The sequence below is a fragment of the Paenibacillus doosanensis genome, assembly GCF_025060755.1.
GTDB classification, from domain to species: domain Bacteria; phylum Bacillota; class Bacilli; order Paenibacillales; family NBRC-103111; genus Paenibacillus_S; species Paenibacillus_S doosanensis.
Map to the genome: position 1 here is coordinate 135760 of NZ_JANYUY010000004.1, position 15287 is coordinate 151046.

Below are 15287 nucleotides of genomic sequence, written 5' to 3' on the forward strand. Positions count from 1 at the left end.
CTTAAGCATTCCTAGGTAAAGTACACGCCGATCTTGTTGCCGTTGATCGTTTCGATCGGAATCTCCATATCGTATACTTCCTTCAAAACCGCCGAATCGATGATGTGCCCGGTGGCGCCTTCTTTGACGACGGCCCCGTTCTTCAGCGCTACAATGTAGTCGGAATAGCAGGAAGCGAAATTGATATCGTGAATGACGATCACGACCGTCTTGCCGAGCTCGTCGACCAGCCGCCGCAGCACCTTCATGATCTGAACGGAATGCCGCATATCCAGATTGTTGAGCGGCTCGTCTAGCAAGATATATTCGGTGTTCTGCGCGATGACCATCGCTATGTACGCCCGCTGATTTTGGCCGCCGCTCAGCTGATCCAAATATTTGTGCTGCATATCCTGAAGCTCCATATAAGCGATCGCCTCGTCGACATGCTTCCAATCCTCCGGCGTCAGCTTGCCCTGCGAATAGGGAAACCGCCCGAACGAGACCAGCTCGCGCACAGTAAGACGGACTTGAATATGATTCGACTGCTTCAGAATCGAAATTAACTTGGCCAGCTCCGTGCTCTTGTATTGGCTGATTTCTTTGCCTTCGATCAGCACCTCGCCGGCGTCCTTCGAAGTCAGGCGGCTGATCATGGAGAGCAGCGTGCTTTTGCCGGCTCCGTTAGGACCGATGAACGAGGTGATCCGCCCCTTGCCGATACGGATAGAGACGTTGTCGACGACTTGTTTTCCGCCGTATTGTTTGGTTAGCTGCCTTACTTCGATCATGATTTGTTCTCCCTCAGCAGAAGATATAGAAAGTACACGCCGCCGACGAGATTGACGACAACGGCTAGCGTCGTGGTGAATGTGAACACTCTTTCCACAATGAGCTGTCCGCCGACCAGCGCCACGATACTGATCAAGATCGAGGCCGGGATTAGCAGCGCGTGCCGGTACGTTTTCATGAACTGGTAGGTCACGTTAGCGACCAGCAGGCCCAGGAACGTAATCGGCCCTACCAAGGCGGTAGCTACGGAAATCAGCGCAGCGATGATAATCAAGAGCCGCTTGACGACGTAATGGTAATCGACGCCCAGATTGGTCGCGTGATCCTTACCCAGCGAGATGACATCCATATGCTTGGCGAACCGGGAATAATACAAGGTGACGAGCACCGCGACGATGAGGCAGATCGTAATCAGCTGCCCCTGCACTTTGTTGTAGCTGGCGAACATTTTACCCTGCAGCACCAAAAATTCATTGGGATCGATCAGCACCTGCATAAAGGTCGTCAAGCTGCCGAGCAGCGTCCCCAGCACAATCCCGATCAATAACAGGAAATAAATGTTGCTGCCTTCCCGCTTGAACATCAGCTTGTATAACAGCCCGGCGAACAGCATCATTAGCACCAAGGTCATGGCGAAGTTCAGATTGTTGTCAACCAGCAGCTTCGTAGTGGACCCGAAAAAGTAGACGACCGCGGTTTGCGCGAGCATATACATGGAATCCAGTCCGATAATGTTCGGCGTCAGGATACGGTTGTTCGTTATCGTCTGGAAGATGACCGTCGAGAAGGCGATGCAGGCGCCGGTGAGCACCATGGAGGCGACTTTCCAGCCTCTTCGCTCCAGCACGTAGCTCCAGTTGTCCCCGATCTGGATGAACATAAACACCGCAATGGCCGCAAGCGCGAGTACGGATAAAATGCCGAGCTTTGCCTTATAAGTCATATGCCTTTCTCCTCAACAGTAAATAAAGAAAAATTGCGCTTCCCAGCACTCCGACCGTCAGGCCGATTGGAATCTCGAACGGATAAATGATAACCCTGCCCAAGATGTCGCATACCAGAACGAACAGCGCGCCCAGTACGGCGGTGTGGGGCAAATTTTTCTTCAGGTTGTCGCCCTGATAGATGGTGACGATGTTCGGAATGATCAGCCCGAGGAACGGAATGGTGCCTACCGTCAGCATCACGACCGAGGAGACGAGCGCCACGATGACAAGCCCCAGGTTAACCACCTGCTTATAATTGAGCCCCAAATTGATGGAGAACTCTTCGCCCATGCCGGCAATCGTAAACCGGTTGGCGTACAAATAGGCGATAATTACGACCGGGATGCTGATATAGAGCAGCTCGTACCGGCCCTTCATCGTCAGCGCGAAATTCCCCTGAAGCCAAGAGGAAAGGTTCTGAATCAAATCGTATTTATAGGCAAAAAACGTAGAAAACGAAGTAATAATGTTACCGAACATCAGCCCGACGAGCGGGATGAATATCGCATCCTTGTATTTCACTTTGTCCAGTATTTTCATAAAAACGAACGTTCCCAGCAAAGCGAAGACGAAGGCTACGAGCATCTTTTGCATCGAGGTGGCCGAGTTGAACAGCAACAGCGACACCAGTATGCCGAGCCGGGCCGAATCGTCGGTACCGCCTGTCGTCGGCGACACGAATTTGTTGCGGCTCAGCTGCTGCATAATCAGCCCGACGACGCCCATGCTGACGCCGGCAATCAAAATGCTGATCAGGCGCGGCACGCGGCTAATGACAAGCACATGCAGCTGATCCTCGGTCAGCTGGAACACTTCCCACGGCTTAATCTCCTTGACCCCTACGAAGACGGACAGGATCGACAGAAGGAGCAGCAGCGGAATCATCACTTTAAGCTTCATCGGAACAATCCCACCTAAGCCTCATCGATCACCGTAATCAGTTGTTCCGCCGGTATTCTCGGCTGGGCCGGAGGCACCTTGGACGGATAGCCGACATGCAGGCTGCCGATTATTTTCTCGCCGGGCCGGACGCCGAGCGCTTCGCGGAATTCCGGCACATGCAGCAGCGGATACGTCTCCCAGACGAGCCCGAGCTCGCGCTCCCACGCCAGCAGGCTGAAGTTGTGAATAATGCAGCTCATCGAAGCGTAGTCTTCTTCCCGCACGACGGGATGCGTATTCTCTGTCATGATGGCGGCGACGAACAGCGGAACGGACATAAACCGGTCGTGAAACTTTTGTCCCAGCTCCCGGCTCTTCGCCGGGTCTTTCTCCCGCTTCTCCGCTCCGGCGCGGGCCACATCCGCCAGTCTCCGGCGGCCTTCGCCTTGGACAATGACGAAGCGCCATGGCTGGGTCATTTTATGATTGGGCACCCATACCGCCGTATCCAGCAGCTCCTTGATCAGCTCGATAGCGACGGGACGGTCCTCGAATTGATGTACGGAGCGTCTTTCTTTTATTAACCGGGCCAATTCCATAACGTTCCCCCCTGTCTCTCAACAACGTGCATGAACATGACTCAAGCGAAAGTGATAATCATTATCACCTTCACAATATTTTACACGAATTGCTTCGCACTGGAATGGACAATTCGTTTTTGGGGTTGGACTTTTCTTGATTCGAGGAAAAAATGCGTAAAAAAGAGAGCCTTGTCTCAAGGCTCTCTCCTGTTTCAACGCGCGGTGATTTAATCGTGTCCTGCGGTCGATAGAGGTTTCCATTCGCATAACAACGCCTGCTGCGCCATCGAAAACATCTTGCTATCGGTTTCACTGCCCCAGCTCCCGTTTAAGCCCGCCGAGCCGGGCCACTTCCTTGGCCGTTATCGCGTCGACCCCCGCATGAATCAACCGCAGCATATCCTCCCGCTCCTTCAGCGTATACACCCATACGGCCAGCCCCCGCTCATGCGCCAGCTCGACCAGCTCCCGGCGGCAAGTTTCATACTTCATATTCAGTCCGTAGCAGCGGCCCTCCGTCCCTGCCTTGCATACGCGCTTGGCAAACAGCATGTAATGCTCCGCCGTCAGCCTCGTCGGGGTATTGAGAACGACCCGGATATCCGGGTGACGCTCCGTGATCCCCTCGCTGCAGCCCGTTATAAACACTTGATCCGTCATCCCCTGCTGCCGTACGGTCCGGATTACAGCCTCGATCGCCGCGGGCGTCTTGATATCCAGATTCAGCTGAATTTGCCGCTCGCGGGCAAGCGGCAGCAGATCGCCGAGCCTGACGATGTCGCGCGCTTCATACGCCGGGCTGATCCCGCGCCTCACCTTCGCGTCGTTCAGCTGCTCATACGTGCACTCGTGCAGACTGGGATGATCGTCATGGAGCAGGACGAGCGTCCCGTCGCGGGCGATTCGGATATCGATCTCGACGATATCCGCTCCCAGCCGGATTCCTTCCATAAACGACTCTATCGTATTGTCGGGCGTTCCGTCGCAGCCCGTATGCGCGGCAATCCAAGGAAACTTCTGCACTAGCAATCCCTCCGGCGTAAATTTGGTTTGGCGGATGCAAACAAACGATTCGGGTAAGCGCTTACTCTTTAATCAAAAACAAATTATACTATACGCTTCCCGCACTGACAATCGCTTTTTTTGCCGAGGCATGCGCTTGGATAGAACCGCCCTGCAAGGTGCCGGTTTTAGTCTCGTGAAAGCGGCTAAGCGCACCATCGGCAGCAGCCGCCGCGATGATGCGCCCGTTCCTCAATCTTGCGTATACTTGCGCACGATCTTGCTAAAGCCTTGGCCGTACCTGCGGGCCAACTCATCCCCCATATCCCGCTGCAGCTCATGCATGACGACATCGTGAAAAAAGTTGTTGAGCAATAGCTCCACCATCGCCGGATGCTCGGTCAGCATCGCCTTGGCCGGCTGCCCGCCGCCGCGCGTGCCGACGATGGCCAGCTTGCGGTCGAGCAGCAGCGCGAACTTGCGGCCGCTGCGCTCCTGCCACGCCTCCTCGCGCTCATGCGGGAAGGAGAGCATGCCTTCGGGCAGATCGGCCCCGCCGACCGCCGAGACGAGGATGCGCACGCCCTGGTCATGGGCGTACTGCAATTCGCCCCGCAGAAGCTCCGCTTCTTCCGACCACAGGTCGCAGAGCGCCTCGCGCTTCACCAGCTTCAGCTCGCATCGCAAGCGCTCGAGCACCTTGGCGTCGCCCTCCAGGCTGAAGTACTCGGTGCGCTCCGTCTCCTGCTTCGGCATATGCGCCTTCACATAGCGGATCGACGCCTGCAGATCCGCCTCGATCTTATTGCCGATCTCGTCGATCGGCACGCAGTGGTAGTGCGTCGGCTCGCCCTTGCTGGCGAGCACGACCCCTTGCTCCGCGAGCTTCTGCAGCGCCGCGTAGACGTTGGAGCGCGAGACGCCGAGACGCTTGGCGATCTCGTAGCCCGTCAGCGTGCCGGAGTCCGAGAGCACGAATAAGCATTTGGCTTCCAGCTCCGTGAACCCGAGATGTTTGAGATGCTGTTGTAGGATGCCCTCCATCTTGCTGCCTCTTCCTCTTTCCAGGGTAACTGCTTAACCCGTTCTCATATTAGACGCTCGTTAATGCCAGAAGGACCGGCCGAAACCTAACAGTACGGTTTCGGCAGCCGCCCGCTTCAAGTCGTATAAGCTTCCGGCTCCATGCCGAGAACCTGCGTTTCATAATCCTGATACGCATTTTGAATGCCGTACAGCACATCCTTAATCCGGTAGTACCCTCTGCTGAATGCCGCCGAATCCTTCAGTCCTTCCCACATTCTATGATAAGCCGCCGTGTCGCCCGTCTCGCAGAGGACGAAATCGCTGCATCGGCCGCTGAAGGCGTCGGCGTCAAAATATTTCACCCTCACATGATCGGCATACCGCCCGATGATCTCATACAGTTCGGCTGCATATTCTCTGCGCTTCTCTCTGGACAGCGCGAGCCAAGCGGCATCCACCTCTAACATTACAACAAAACAATGGTTCATCACAACACCGCCTTCGACCTATTAGTAGTATTTTATGGTACTACTATAATGCACAGGCCGTAAAAAAACAATATCCGCAAGCCGGGATTACATTTCGCGGTTGTGATTTTCATCACATACTTTTATAACCGCCCCTCCTATAATGATTCTTAAAGAAAGCAATTCAGTGAAATGGGGGATTTGCCATGGAAACCGCAAAAAACACGACGCAAAACTCTTTTAACGGTCTCGGATTTATCATTACGCTGTTCAGCGTCATTATTCTTTGCCCGCTGGTCTATTTCATCATTAACTATTTGCTCGGAAACGAACGTCCATTCTACGGCTAAAGCGCTGAGAAGGACCTGCGGCTTCGCCCCAGGTCCTTCTCCACCGAGTGTACACCCACACTATCTAAGGTGAGAAATGACGGGGATGAGACTCCATCTCCGTGAATGTTGCCGCTATTTCAGCGCTTCGAAGAACGCCCTTTCGATCTCGTCCGCTTCCCCGGATACCGCCAGAAGCAGGAAGCGGCCTTTCTCTGCGATCACATGCCGCTCCAACAGTTGGTACTGCTCCGGAACATAGTCTCTGAACTTCGGAATCTGCTCCTCGATTCGCCGGGCCGCCGCAGCCTTTACGGCCTCGATCCGGGCCGGGTCCTTCACCTTGATCACCGCTACCTCATCGGCCCGCACGTTGGACAAAGACGTGAGCAGCATGAAGCTGTCGACGTCCCCGGCATCCAGATGATACAGCTTGTTCAGCTTGGCGAGATCTCCTTCCCTCAGTTCATCCAGCTTCACGGCCTGCCGGATTGCCGCGCTGACATCCGCCGCCGAGAGCTTGTCGCCAGCCTGATCCTCGTTAGTGCAGGCCGTTAGCCATACCGCCGCGGCTGCCCATAATGCGCAGAGCACGACGGCCGTTTTCATATGCCGCATCAAGCAGAGCATGAAGCTGTGATACCGAATCATCACGCATTTCCTCCCTTCCCGTTTATTCCTCATCGCCCAAGCGTACGACCGACGCATCTTCAAAAAACGTATTCGCATTGTACAGCAGCAGCATGTCGCTGATCGCATGCTCCTTCGTGAACCGTACGATGGAATCGGAATAGTACCTCGGATCGATGACGTCGATTTCGCTGAAATGCTCCGTTAAAAACGGAATCAGACAGTTCGCGTACGAATCCTTCACGATAAGCAGCCGGCCCCCCGCAAAGCCCGTCCGGATACGGACCCACGGATGATTGCCGTTCAGAAACACCGCGTACTTATCCTTCTTCCCGAGATTGCCGGGCTCGTAATAGGAGTCCGCGCTCAGCCCCTCCTCCGCATACTCCACCTGGACGTGCTCCGCCTCCTTCGGCATATAGATCTCTATGCGGTCGGGCTGCAGATGCCGAAATCCGCTCCTGGAATAAAGCGAGCCATAGAAGGCGCCGGTCGCTTCCTGTACGCTGTAGTCCTGCTCCGCCTTCGCGGCGAATCCCATCGCCCGGCCCAATTCGCGGTACCCGTAATACGCCGCCCGGGTCGTCCAGTGATGGTCTGTTTTATAAAATAAGGGCTCATCCTTCCGGGAATCCAATGCGTCATAGACGTTGACCCAGGCCGCCGACTCCCCCAGCGAACGCTTCACCTGCTCCATAACCTTCCGCTCGTCGCTCGCAGGAGCAAAGCGGGGAAGCTTGTCTCGCAGCAGCTCCGCGGCGGTCGGCACCAGCATGACGAACTTGCGCACATTCGGCGTCGCCTGTCCGAACGCCCGGATCGCCCCGATTCGCTTCTGCACCTCCTCGTCCTTCGGCTCGCTGAACTTTTGAATCAAATAGCCGTCTTTGCCCAGATAAACGCCGCCATTTTCCTTTTTCCCCAGCAGCCTGTCGACATCGGATTTCACGCCGATCCACATATCCCTCGCCGTGAATTGATCGGCCAAATACGCTTCATAACCGGACGTGAACCGTCCGCGGACAAGGGAGTCGAGCGAAAACGCCGGAAGCTGCGCCAACATCCGGTTCTCCGATTCGGAGAACGTCTTGGCGGGTACGGCACGGCTCAGAAGGAACAACGCGCCGAGAAACAACAGCATAATCCAGGCGATTCTCCGATAATAAGGCTCGTCTTGCCTGCCCATAAATCCGGTCCCCCCTTCTTTTTCCAATCCGCCCGTTCGTCAAAACCGGAAATAAAGAAACGGATTGTACGTCGCGTTGACCAAATAAGCCGTCGATACAAACAGGCAGCCTCCGTACAGAAGCGGAACCGCCGCGGCGCCGATACGGCCGAGCTTCCCTCGGAGCCGCAGCAGCGCCTGCCCGGGAAGCGGCGTTGCGCACAGCGCCAGGATAAGAAACAGCATTCCATACATCGAAAGGTCGTACCAGGACTGACGGTCGGCCCAGCCGTGCCCGCCCAAGCCGAACATCGCGGCCAGGAAGCCGCCTGCGGCGGTCAGATGCCCGAATTCGAACCATACCCATCCAATGATGACGACCAGCATCGTGTAAACATGGCTTACCGCTCTCGGCTTGCCGGCGAGCCAAGGCAGCAGAAGCCGCTTCTCCAGCGCAATGAAAACGCCGAAGTACAGCCCCCATAAGACAAAATTCCAGCTCGCGCCGTGCCATAGTCCCGTCAGCAGCCAAACGACAAGCAGGTTGCGCAGCCGCTTCCACGGCCCCGTGCGGTTGCCCCCGAGCGGAATATATACATATTCCCGGAACCAGGAGCCGAGCGAGATGTGCCAGCGCCGCCAAAATTCCGTAATGCTCCGGGCCGTATAGGGATAATGGAAGTTAAGGGGGAATTCGAACCCGAACATTCGCCCGAGTCCCCGCGCCATATCCGAATATCCGCTGAAGTCAAAATAAATCTGAAACGTAAAGGCGATGATGCCAAGCCAAGCGGACAGTGCGCTAAGGTCCTCCGCAGGCGTCGCCTTCACTTCCGCCCACAATAGCCCGATGTTATTGGCGAGCAGCACCTTCTTGGCCAATCCCCGGATGAACAGCTCGGCTCCTTCGCCGAAGCGCGCCAAGGTGATCTTCCGCATGCCCAGCTGCCCGGCGATATCCCCGTATTTGACAATCGGGCCGGCCACAAGCTGCGGGAACATCGCGACGTAAGCGCCGAAGGAAATAAGGTTTCGCTGTACGGGCACCTGGTTCCGGTACACGTCGATCACATAAGACATCGTTTGAAACGTGTAAAAGGAAATGCCTACCGGAAGCGGAAGGTCGGACACCTGCAGCGATAAGCCTGTCAGCCGATGAAGATTTTCGGCCAGAAAGCCGGCGTATTTGAAAAAGCAGAGCACCCCGATATTGACGGCGATGGAGCCGATAAAGATCAACCGCGCCGCCGCTGCGCGTTCTCTGAATTTATCGATCAACAGGCCGTTGGCATAGTCGAATACAGTCGAGAAGATCATCAGGAACACATACACGGGCTCGCCCCAGGCATAAAACACCAGGCTCGCCGCCAGCAGCATCATATTGCGCCAGCCGTGCGGAACCGAATAATACAAGCCGAGCGCCAGCGGCAGAAACAGGAACAAAAAGATGAGACTGCTGAATACCACGCTAACGCCTACCTCCCCGGGATCAGACCTGATCCTTCAGGAAATCCAGCAGCAGCGAGTAATATTCCGCGTTGAAATGAATGCCGTCCGCATCGTGCAGATTCGGATGCCCCGCGAAGATCGGGGATAAATCGGTGAACGCCGTCTGCTTCTTCGCGGCCAGCTCCTTCAATCCCCCGTTATAGTCGGCGATATTGCGGTACCGGGGTTCCTCCTTCTCCGCTTCCGCCGTGACCGGAGTGACGGTGAGGATCGTGATCTGCGCATCCGGAAGCTTGCTCCTGATTTGGTCGATCAACTGGCCGTAGAACTTAAGCGAGTACGCCTTCGGATCGTCCGTAGGCCACAAGATATCGTCCGAGCCCAGTTGAATGAACACATGCTGCGGCTTCCTCGCCGCCAGCTCCTCCACATCGTTCGAGGCCAGGGCGAATTCCGCCGTTTTCCCCGCGCCCGCTTGGACATTGGCTTCATCCAGAAGCTCATGGTAAGACAAGCCCTCGGTGATGGAATCTCCCAAAAATACGCTTTGGCTGAAAAGAGCCGCATACTTCGGCTTATCCGCCGCGGCCGCTGCGCCGGCGCCTTCCCCGGAAGCAGCGGATGTCGAGGCTTGTCCGTTCGCTGCCGCAGCAGGCTCCTTTTGGCCGCAGGCGGCCAGCGATAAAGCCAGGCTGCCTGCCAATACTAGGGCCGTCATACGTTTGATCATTTCGAATCTTCCTTTCTATTGCTTTTCGTACAGCGAATAGATTACCAGCGGCATGTAAAGATAAAGTGCAGATGAAATGAAAAAAAAGCGCAGAACCGAAGTTCTACGCTTGGAGCGGCAAATAGAAATAAAACATGACGCCGCATTCCGTATTCTCGACCCCGTAAGGCGCCCCATGCAGCTCCAGAATGTTCTTGCAGATGGCGAGCCCGAGCCCCGTGCCTCCGGCGGACCGCTGCCGGGAAGACTCTCCCCGGTAAAACCGGTCCCATATCCGGTCCAGCAGCTCCGGGGGAATCGGTGCGCCCTGATTTTCAACGCTGACCTTCACAAGGCCTTCCTCCGTAACGGCGGCGATTCGGATCGAGCCGTTCTCCGGCGTATGGCGAATGGCGTTGGTCATAAAGTTGGTGAGCACCTGCCCGATCCGATTTCGGTTGGCCGTCACTGCGGCATCGTCCAGACGGGTATGAAGCTGCAGCCGCTTCTCCTCCATATTCAGCGCCAGCTGCCCGCATACCGATTGTATCGCTTCGCGAATGGAGAAAGCATCCGTCTCCATCCGGTACGTGCCCGACTCGAACTTGGCCAGCTCCAGCATCTCGACGATCAGGAGATCCATCTTGCGCACTTCGTTCTCCACCGCGGCGAAATAATGCTCTCTTTTTTGCTCGGCGATGCCGTCCTTTAAGATCGAAATGCAGCTTTGGATCACGCTAAGAGGGGTTTTCAGCTCGTGGGATACGCCGGCGATGAATTCCTTCCTCGTTCTCTCCAGCCGCTTTTCCTTCTCAATGTCCTGCCGGAGCTGCCTGATATGAGAGTGGAGCGCTTCCGACATCTCGTTAATGTTATGCGACAACGCCCCCAGCTCGTCCCGGGAAGTAACGGGAAGCGTCTCGGAGAAGTCGAGGCTGGCCATCTTCTTCGTCGTCCGGTTCATCCGCAGCAGCGGACGCGCAATTTGCCTGGAATAATAGAACGACAGCAGCACAATGAGCAGCAGAGCGGCGGCGATGATATAAACATAGTAGCTTCGGATCATTCCAACCGCTTCATCGACCGGCTGCAGCGAGGCCATGGCGAACAAATAAGCCGGAGCGCCGTCTTGATCCGTAATTGGATCGACGAACAGCTTGTACGGGATATCGTTATCCTCCGCATTCATCACTGTCATAGCGCGGGGCTTCTCCTGCGCCGGATCTAACAGCAGATCGGCCTGAAACGCCTTGATCCGGTCGATAAACCAGCGATTCGTATAAATCAGCCGGCCGGAACCGCTGCCGGGCAGCTGCGCCTTCGTAATCCATCCATTCAGCCAGACGGAGGGAAACTCCTCATGCCACTTGGAGGGGTCCTCGAAGGTAGGGACAATTTCGTGCTCTTTTTTGGCGATTTGGTCATTTTCCCAGGCGACATTGAATTCAACGCCGAGTCGATAGGGCACGACCGCAGAGCCCTGCTTGATTCCCTGCACGACGACGCGGCTTCCCGGACGCAAGAAGGAATTGTTCGGAATCAATTCTTCTGCATTCGCAAGGCCGTACAGCGGAACAGTTATCGTTTGGTTGGAAAAAGCCTCGGCTTCGCCCTTGGATTTCTCCAGCTTCACTTCCAGATAAAAATCGCCGGTATACTTCAAATTGCCAAGCGCATCCAGCGTCGTCACCCAGGTGCCGTGCTTCTGATAGAACTCCTGTTCCAGCCTCCGCACCGCTTCTGCGTCGCCCTCGGCTTCCCGATATTTCTGTTCGTACTCCTGCAGGCTGGCCTGAATATCGTTTACTTTCTGGGTCACATAGAATTGCTTGAAAAAAATCGTCTGACCGGCAAAAATCGCGGCCAAAATCAACATGCACAGCGTTGTCGTCAAGAGAAACAGCTTCCATGTAATGCTTCTGTTCATGCCCGGTCCTCGAATTTATAACCGGAACGCACCACCGTAACAATGCAATCCGCCCGCTCTCCCAGCTTGGAACGAAGATTGCGGATATGGCTGTTGACGGTTCGATCGTCGCCTGCAAAATCATAGCCCCAGATTTTTTCGAGCAGCTGCTCTCTCGTGACGATCATTCCTTGATTTCTCATCAAGTAAGTGAGAATTTCGAATTCGGTATGCGTCAGACTGCTCGGAACTCCGTCTACGGCGACCGTTCTGGATGGAAAATGCACCTTAATGCCGCCAGCGGACAACGTGTCGGAGGCGGGCCCGGAGCCGCCATGTTCAAGGAGCCGTTTGACTCGCGCCAGCAAGATCGGCGGGCTGAACGGCTTGGTGATATAATCGTCGGCCCCCAGCTCGAACCCGAGCAGAGTGTCCTCTTCATCGGCGCGGGCCGTCAGCATAACGATCGGAATCCGGGACGTCTTGCGGATGCGCCGGCATACCGACCATCCGTCGAGCCGGGGAAGCATAATATCGAGAATGACCAGATGCACCTTTTGCTCTTGAACGAGGGACAGCGCTTCTTTCCCGTCCTCAGCCTCCAGCACAAGATAGCCCGCATGCAGCAAGTAATCTTTGATCACCTCGCGCAAAATCTGCTCGTCTTCGACAATGAGAATCGTGTTGGGCACAGCGCGCTCTCCTCCCTCCGATTTGAATCGAAACGCCTTGGAACATCCGTGTGTAAAGCAGGCAAAGGAAAAACCGCCTGTATGCGATATCCGGATGCTTCACAAGGGCGGCTATAGAAAAAAGTCTACCATGTTTGAGAGCGGCGCACAAACAAGCGGGTGCCGCAGAGGCTGCCGGACCCTGCCCCACGGAACGTTTTATTCAAACGAATTTTTCCGTATTCGCTCAGGTCCCCTCTATGATAAGCTGGCATGGAATATGACTTAGGAGGCGGAAAGCCATGCGGCAAAAAACAAAGGTCATTCGGGTACTGCTTCACATTCTAGGGGGAACCGCATCATACACCCTATAAACTGCGTGATTCCCTTCGAATAACGGAAGGGGTATCTTCTTGGATTACGATAAGCAGCAACAACCTTCGCCCGCGCTCGACGTCAAAAAGTCGGTGCCGTGGCTGATTTGGCTTATATTCTTCAGCGTGCTGAACGAAACGGTGTTTAATGTAGCGACGCCCGGCATCGCCAGGCAGTTCGCTCTTCAGCCGTCCGCGATCAGCATGGTGCTTACCGGCTTCTCCGTCGTCTTCGGCGTCGGATCGGTCGTCTACGGCAGATTGGCCGATATATACAGCTTGCGCAGGCTTATTCTGATCGGCCTGTCCATTTACAGCGGCGGATCGCTGTTCGGTTTCGCCGCGCACGAGTGGTATCCCGCCGTGATCGCCGCGCGCGTCGTTCAAGGGGCCGGGGCCTCTTCGATGGCCGGAATCATCATGGTGATGGTCGTCCGGTATTTCGCGCCGAAGGACCGCGGCAAGATGTTCGGCATCATCGGCTCGACCGTCGCCTTCAGCGAAGGGATCGGACCGGTCGTCGGCGGCTTCGTCGCAGGCCGCTACCATTGGTCGCTGCTGTTTCTTATTCCGGTGCTGTCGCTGGCAGCTCTGCCTTATTTGCTGCGGAGGCTTCCGAACGAGCCGCGCAAACCCGGCAAGCTGGATATACCCGGCGCGCTGGCGCTGGCTGGCGGCCTGGCCTGCCTCATCTTATTCCTCACGTATTTGAAATGGATATGGTTGCTGCTCGGCGCGGCGCTGCTGGCCGTCTTCGCGCTGCATATCGTACGCACGGAAGAGCCGTTCATCGAGCCGCGCCTGCTGCGCAACCGCCCGTTCGTCGGCGGCGTTCTGGCGGGAAGCGTAATGCTGGCCGCCGGAATGGGCCTTATCTTCATGATTCCGCTCATGCTAAGCCATGTGCATCATCTGGCCGCGGACGGAATCGGCTGAGTGCTGTTCCCCGGTTCGATCGGCGTCATCGCGTTCGGCGTGATCGGCGGCAATCTGGCCGACCGCAAGGGCAACGCCCTCGTATTCTATTCGGGCGCGGGACTGTTTCTAAGCAGCTTGCTGATTATGGCCTTGTTCGCCGATTTGACGCCGTGGGTACCGGCCGGAGCGCTGCTGCTTTCCTATAGCGGTATCTCCTTCGTGAAAACCTCCTTGTCCGGGAGCGTCTCCATGACGCTCGGCGAGCAAGAGGCCGGCATCGGGATGGGGCTGCTCAGTCTCGCCTGCTTCTTCGCCGAGACCGTAGGCGCGGCGCTGGCCGGCAAGCTGCTGGAGCAAAGCGCGCTCGCGCTACCGCTGCTGCCTACCGTGCGAAGCGATGCGGCTTTCCCTTACAGCAATCTGCTGCTTCTGCTGAGCGTGCTGATCGTCGTCGGCAGCTGGCTGTATGCCAAAGCGTTCGGCAATAATAAGCTGCACGCGCAGTGACATGGCGTGCAGGCTGACGCGCTGCGCCGCTCGGCGTGAAGCGCATAAAGAACCGGCCGGTAGTGATTCGCTCCCGGCCGGTTTGTCGTCTGCGTCGATGAGCGGGCTGCTGACTTCATCTTCGCCGCGCCGCTGTGCGTCAAGTGAATCGCCGGAGCCAAAACGGGAACAAATCCCCCAAAAGCCATCCATGCCGCCGACGCGGCACCACAGACAATGGAAATGGGGTACCAAGAGTAATTTCCAGGGTAGTGACGTGATGCTCTGAAGCTTATTCCGTCCGCATCCAGCCTAAGCTGGATCGGCGGTCTAACCATTCCTCTGGGATCGTTCTATGGGTAGACATTCCTTTCGGGGGAGCACCCGGATATCCACAGGACATGGCTGCGCATCATTTCCTAAACAACAAAAAACCAACCGCTCGCCCATAACGAGCCGGTTGGTTCCGGTCCTGTTCCGCTCTCTCAAGTCCGTCCGGCATAACTCTCGGCAAGACGCCCTCGCTTATCGCTCCAGTACGCTCTTCAGCGTTTCCAAATCGCGCCGGATCATAGCAACGTCCCGTTCAAAGCTGTCATCGGGCACCCCCGGCTGCTGAAACACGGCGAACACGACCTCCGCCCCCGAGCCGTTGGCAATCACCCGCATCGGGTTAAGCACCGGCTCCCCCCGGCCCGTATCTACGTAATGGTCCAGCACGCCGTAATCGTTTCGCTCCACGAAACGGATGTTCATGGGCCCCTCCGGAGTTTGCATCTCCCACCAGCCGTCCGCGGCAGGCGCGACAGCCAGACAAAAGCTGGTCGCCCAATCCGGGAATCGGTTCAGATCGGACACATAATCGTATACCCGCTGCGCCGGTTTCTCGATCGTTACGCTGACATGAATGGATTTCATCGTTGCCGTCATCGCTT

At 56.2% G+C, this 15287-nt stretch carries 17 protein-coding genes; 3 read left to right on the forward strand and 14 right to left on the reverse strand.

Going from position 1 to position 15287, the window contains the following annotated elements:
* Positions 1–11: 11 nt before the first annotated feature.
* The 7 genes from N0M98_RS05685 to N0M98_RS05715 form a co-directional block, all read right to left on the reverse strand.
* Entirely contained in the window at positions 12–770 is a 759-nt protein-coding gene (locus tag N0M98_RS05685) for an iron ABC transporter ATP-binding protein (protein WP_249860448.1), read from the reverse strand.
* Positions 767–1714, reverse strand: coding sequence for an iron chelate uptake ABC transporter family permease subunit (locus tag N0M98_RS05690; RefSeq protein WP_259617193.1), 948 nt, complete (start codon positions 1712–1714; stop codon positions 767–769). Before N0M98_RS05690 ends, N0M98_RS05685 begins: the two co-directional genes overlap by 4 nt.
* Positions 1704–2657 (reverse strand): ABC transporter permease, encoded by a 954-nt coding sequence (locus tag N0M98_RS05695; protein ID WP_259617194.1) that lies wholly within the window; start codon positions 2655–2657, stop codon positions 1704–1706. Before N0M98_RS05695 ends, N0M98_RS05690 begins: the two co-directional genes overlap by 11 nt.
* Positions 2658–2671: 14 nt before the next feature.
* Positions 2672–3238, reverse strand: a complete 567-nt coding sequence (locus tag N0M98_RS05700) for a nitroreductase family protein (protein WP_249860445.1) — start codon at positions 3236–3238, stop codon at positions 2672–2674.
* Between the two features lie 291 nt (positions 3239–3529).
* Positions 3530–4243: a glycerophosphodiester phosphodiesterase gene (locus N0M98_RS05705; protein WP_249860444.1), complete on the reverse strand. Its 714-nt coding sequence runs from the start codon at positions 4241–4243 to the stop codon at positions 3530–3532.
* Positions 4244–4474: 231 nt separating this feature from the next.
* Complete coding sequence (locus N0M98_RS05710) at positions 4475–5266, reverse strand: TrmB family transcriptional regulator (RefSeq protein ID WP_259617195.1); 792 nt, start codon at positions 5264–5266, stop codon at positions 4475–4477.
* A 116-nt stretch (positions 5267–5382) separates the two neighbouring features.
* A complete protein-coding gene (locus N0M98_RS05715; RefSeq protein ID WP_259617196.1) occupies positions 5383–5736 on the reverse strand; it encodes a darcynin family protein in 354 nt (117 codons plus the stop codon).
* A 185-nt stretch (positions 5737–5921) separates the two neighbouring features.
* Between N0M98_RS05715 and N0M98_RS05720 the strand changes: the two genes are divergently transcribed.
* On the forward strand, positions 5922–6065 hold the full coding sequence (locus N0M98_RS05720; protein WP_249860441.1) for a hypothetical protein: 144 nt from the start codon (positions 5922–5924) through the stop codon (positions 6063–6065).
* A 114-nt stretch (positions 6066–6179) separates the two neighbouring features.
* On the opposite strand, the gene N0M98_RS05725 is transcribed toward N0M98_RS05720, so the two are convergent.
* The 6 genes from N0M98_RS05725 to N0M98_RS05750 all read right to left on the reverse strand — a co-directional run bounded on the left by N0M98_RS05725 (position 6180) and on the right by N0M98_RS05750 (position 12595).
* A complete protein-coding gene (locus tag N0M98_RS05725; protein WP_259617197.1) occupies positions 6180–6695 on the reverse strand; it encodes a DUF4358 domain-containing protein in 516 nt (171 codons plus the stop codon).
* A 22-nt stretch (positions 6696–6717) separates the two neighbouring features.
* A complete protein-coding gene (locus N0M98_RS05730; RefSeq protein ID WP_259617198.1) occupies positions 6718–7860 on the reverse strand; it encodes a DHHW family protein in 1143 nt (380 codons plus the stop codon).
* A gap of 39 nt (positions 7861–7899) precedes the next feature.
* Complete coding sequence (locus N0M98_RS05735; RefSeq protein WP_259617199.1) at positions 7900–9306, reverse strand: MBOAT family O-acyltransferase; 1407 nt, start codon at positions 9304–9306, stop codon at positions 7900–7902.
* A gap of 22 nt (positions 9307–9328) precedes the next feature.
* On the reverse strand, positions 9329–10018 hold the full coding sequence (locus N0M98_RS05740; RefSeq protein ID WP_259617200.1) for a GDSL-type esterase/lipase family protein: 690 nt from the start codon (positions 10016–10018) through the stop codon (positions 9329–9331).
* Between the two features lie 103 nt (positions 10019–10121).
* Positions 10122–11924: a HAMP domain-containing sensor histidine kinase gene (locus N0M98_RS05745; protein ID WP_259617201.1), complete on the reverse strand. Its 1803-nt coding sequence runs from the start codon at positions 11922–11924 to the stop codon at positions 10122–10124.
* Positions 11921–12595, reverse strand: coding sequence for a response regulator transcription factor (locus N0M98_RS05750; protein WP_259617202.1), 675 nt, complete (start codon positions 12593–12595; stop codon positions 11921–11923). Before N0M98_RS05750 ends, N0M98_RS05745 begins: the two co-directional genes overlap by 4 nt.
* A gap of 392 nt (positions 12596–12987) precedes the next feature.
* On the opposite strand from N0M98_RS05750, the gene N0M98_RS05755 reads away from it, so the two are divergent.
* Complete coding sequence (locus tag N0M98_RS05755) at positions 12988–13884, forward strand: MFS transporter (RefSeq protein ID WP_259617203.1); 897 nt, start codon at positions 12988–12990, stop codon at positions 13882–13884.
* Entirely contained in the window at positions 13885–14373 is a 489-nt protein-coding gene (locus tag N0M98_RS05760; protein ID WP_259617204.1) for an MFS transporter, read from the forward strand.
* A 504-nt stretch (positions 14374–14877) separates the two neighbouring features.
* Here the strand turns inward: N0M98_RS05760 and N0M98_RS05765 are convergent.
* Positions 14878–15282, reverse strand: coding sequence for an SRPBCC family protein (locus tag N0M98_RS05765; protein WP_259617205.1), 405 nt, complete (start codon positions 15280–15282; stop codon positions 14878–14880).
* Positions 15283–15287: the final 5 nt, after the last annotated feature.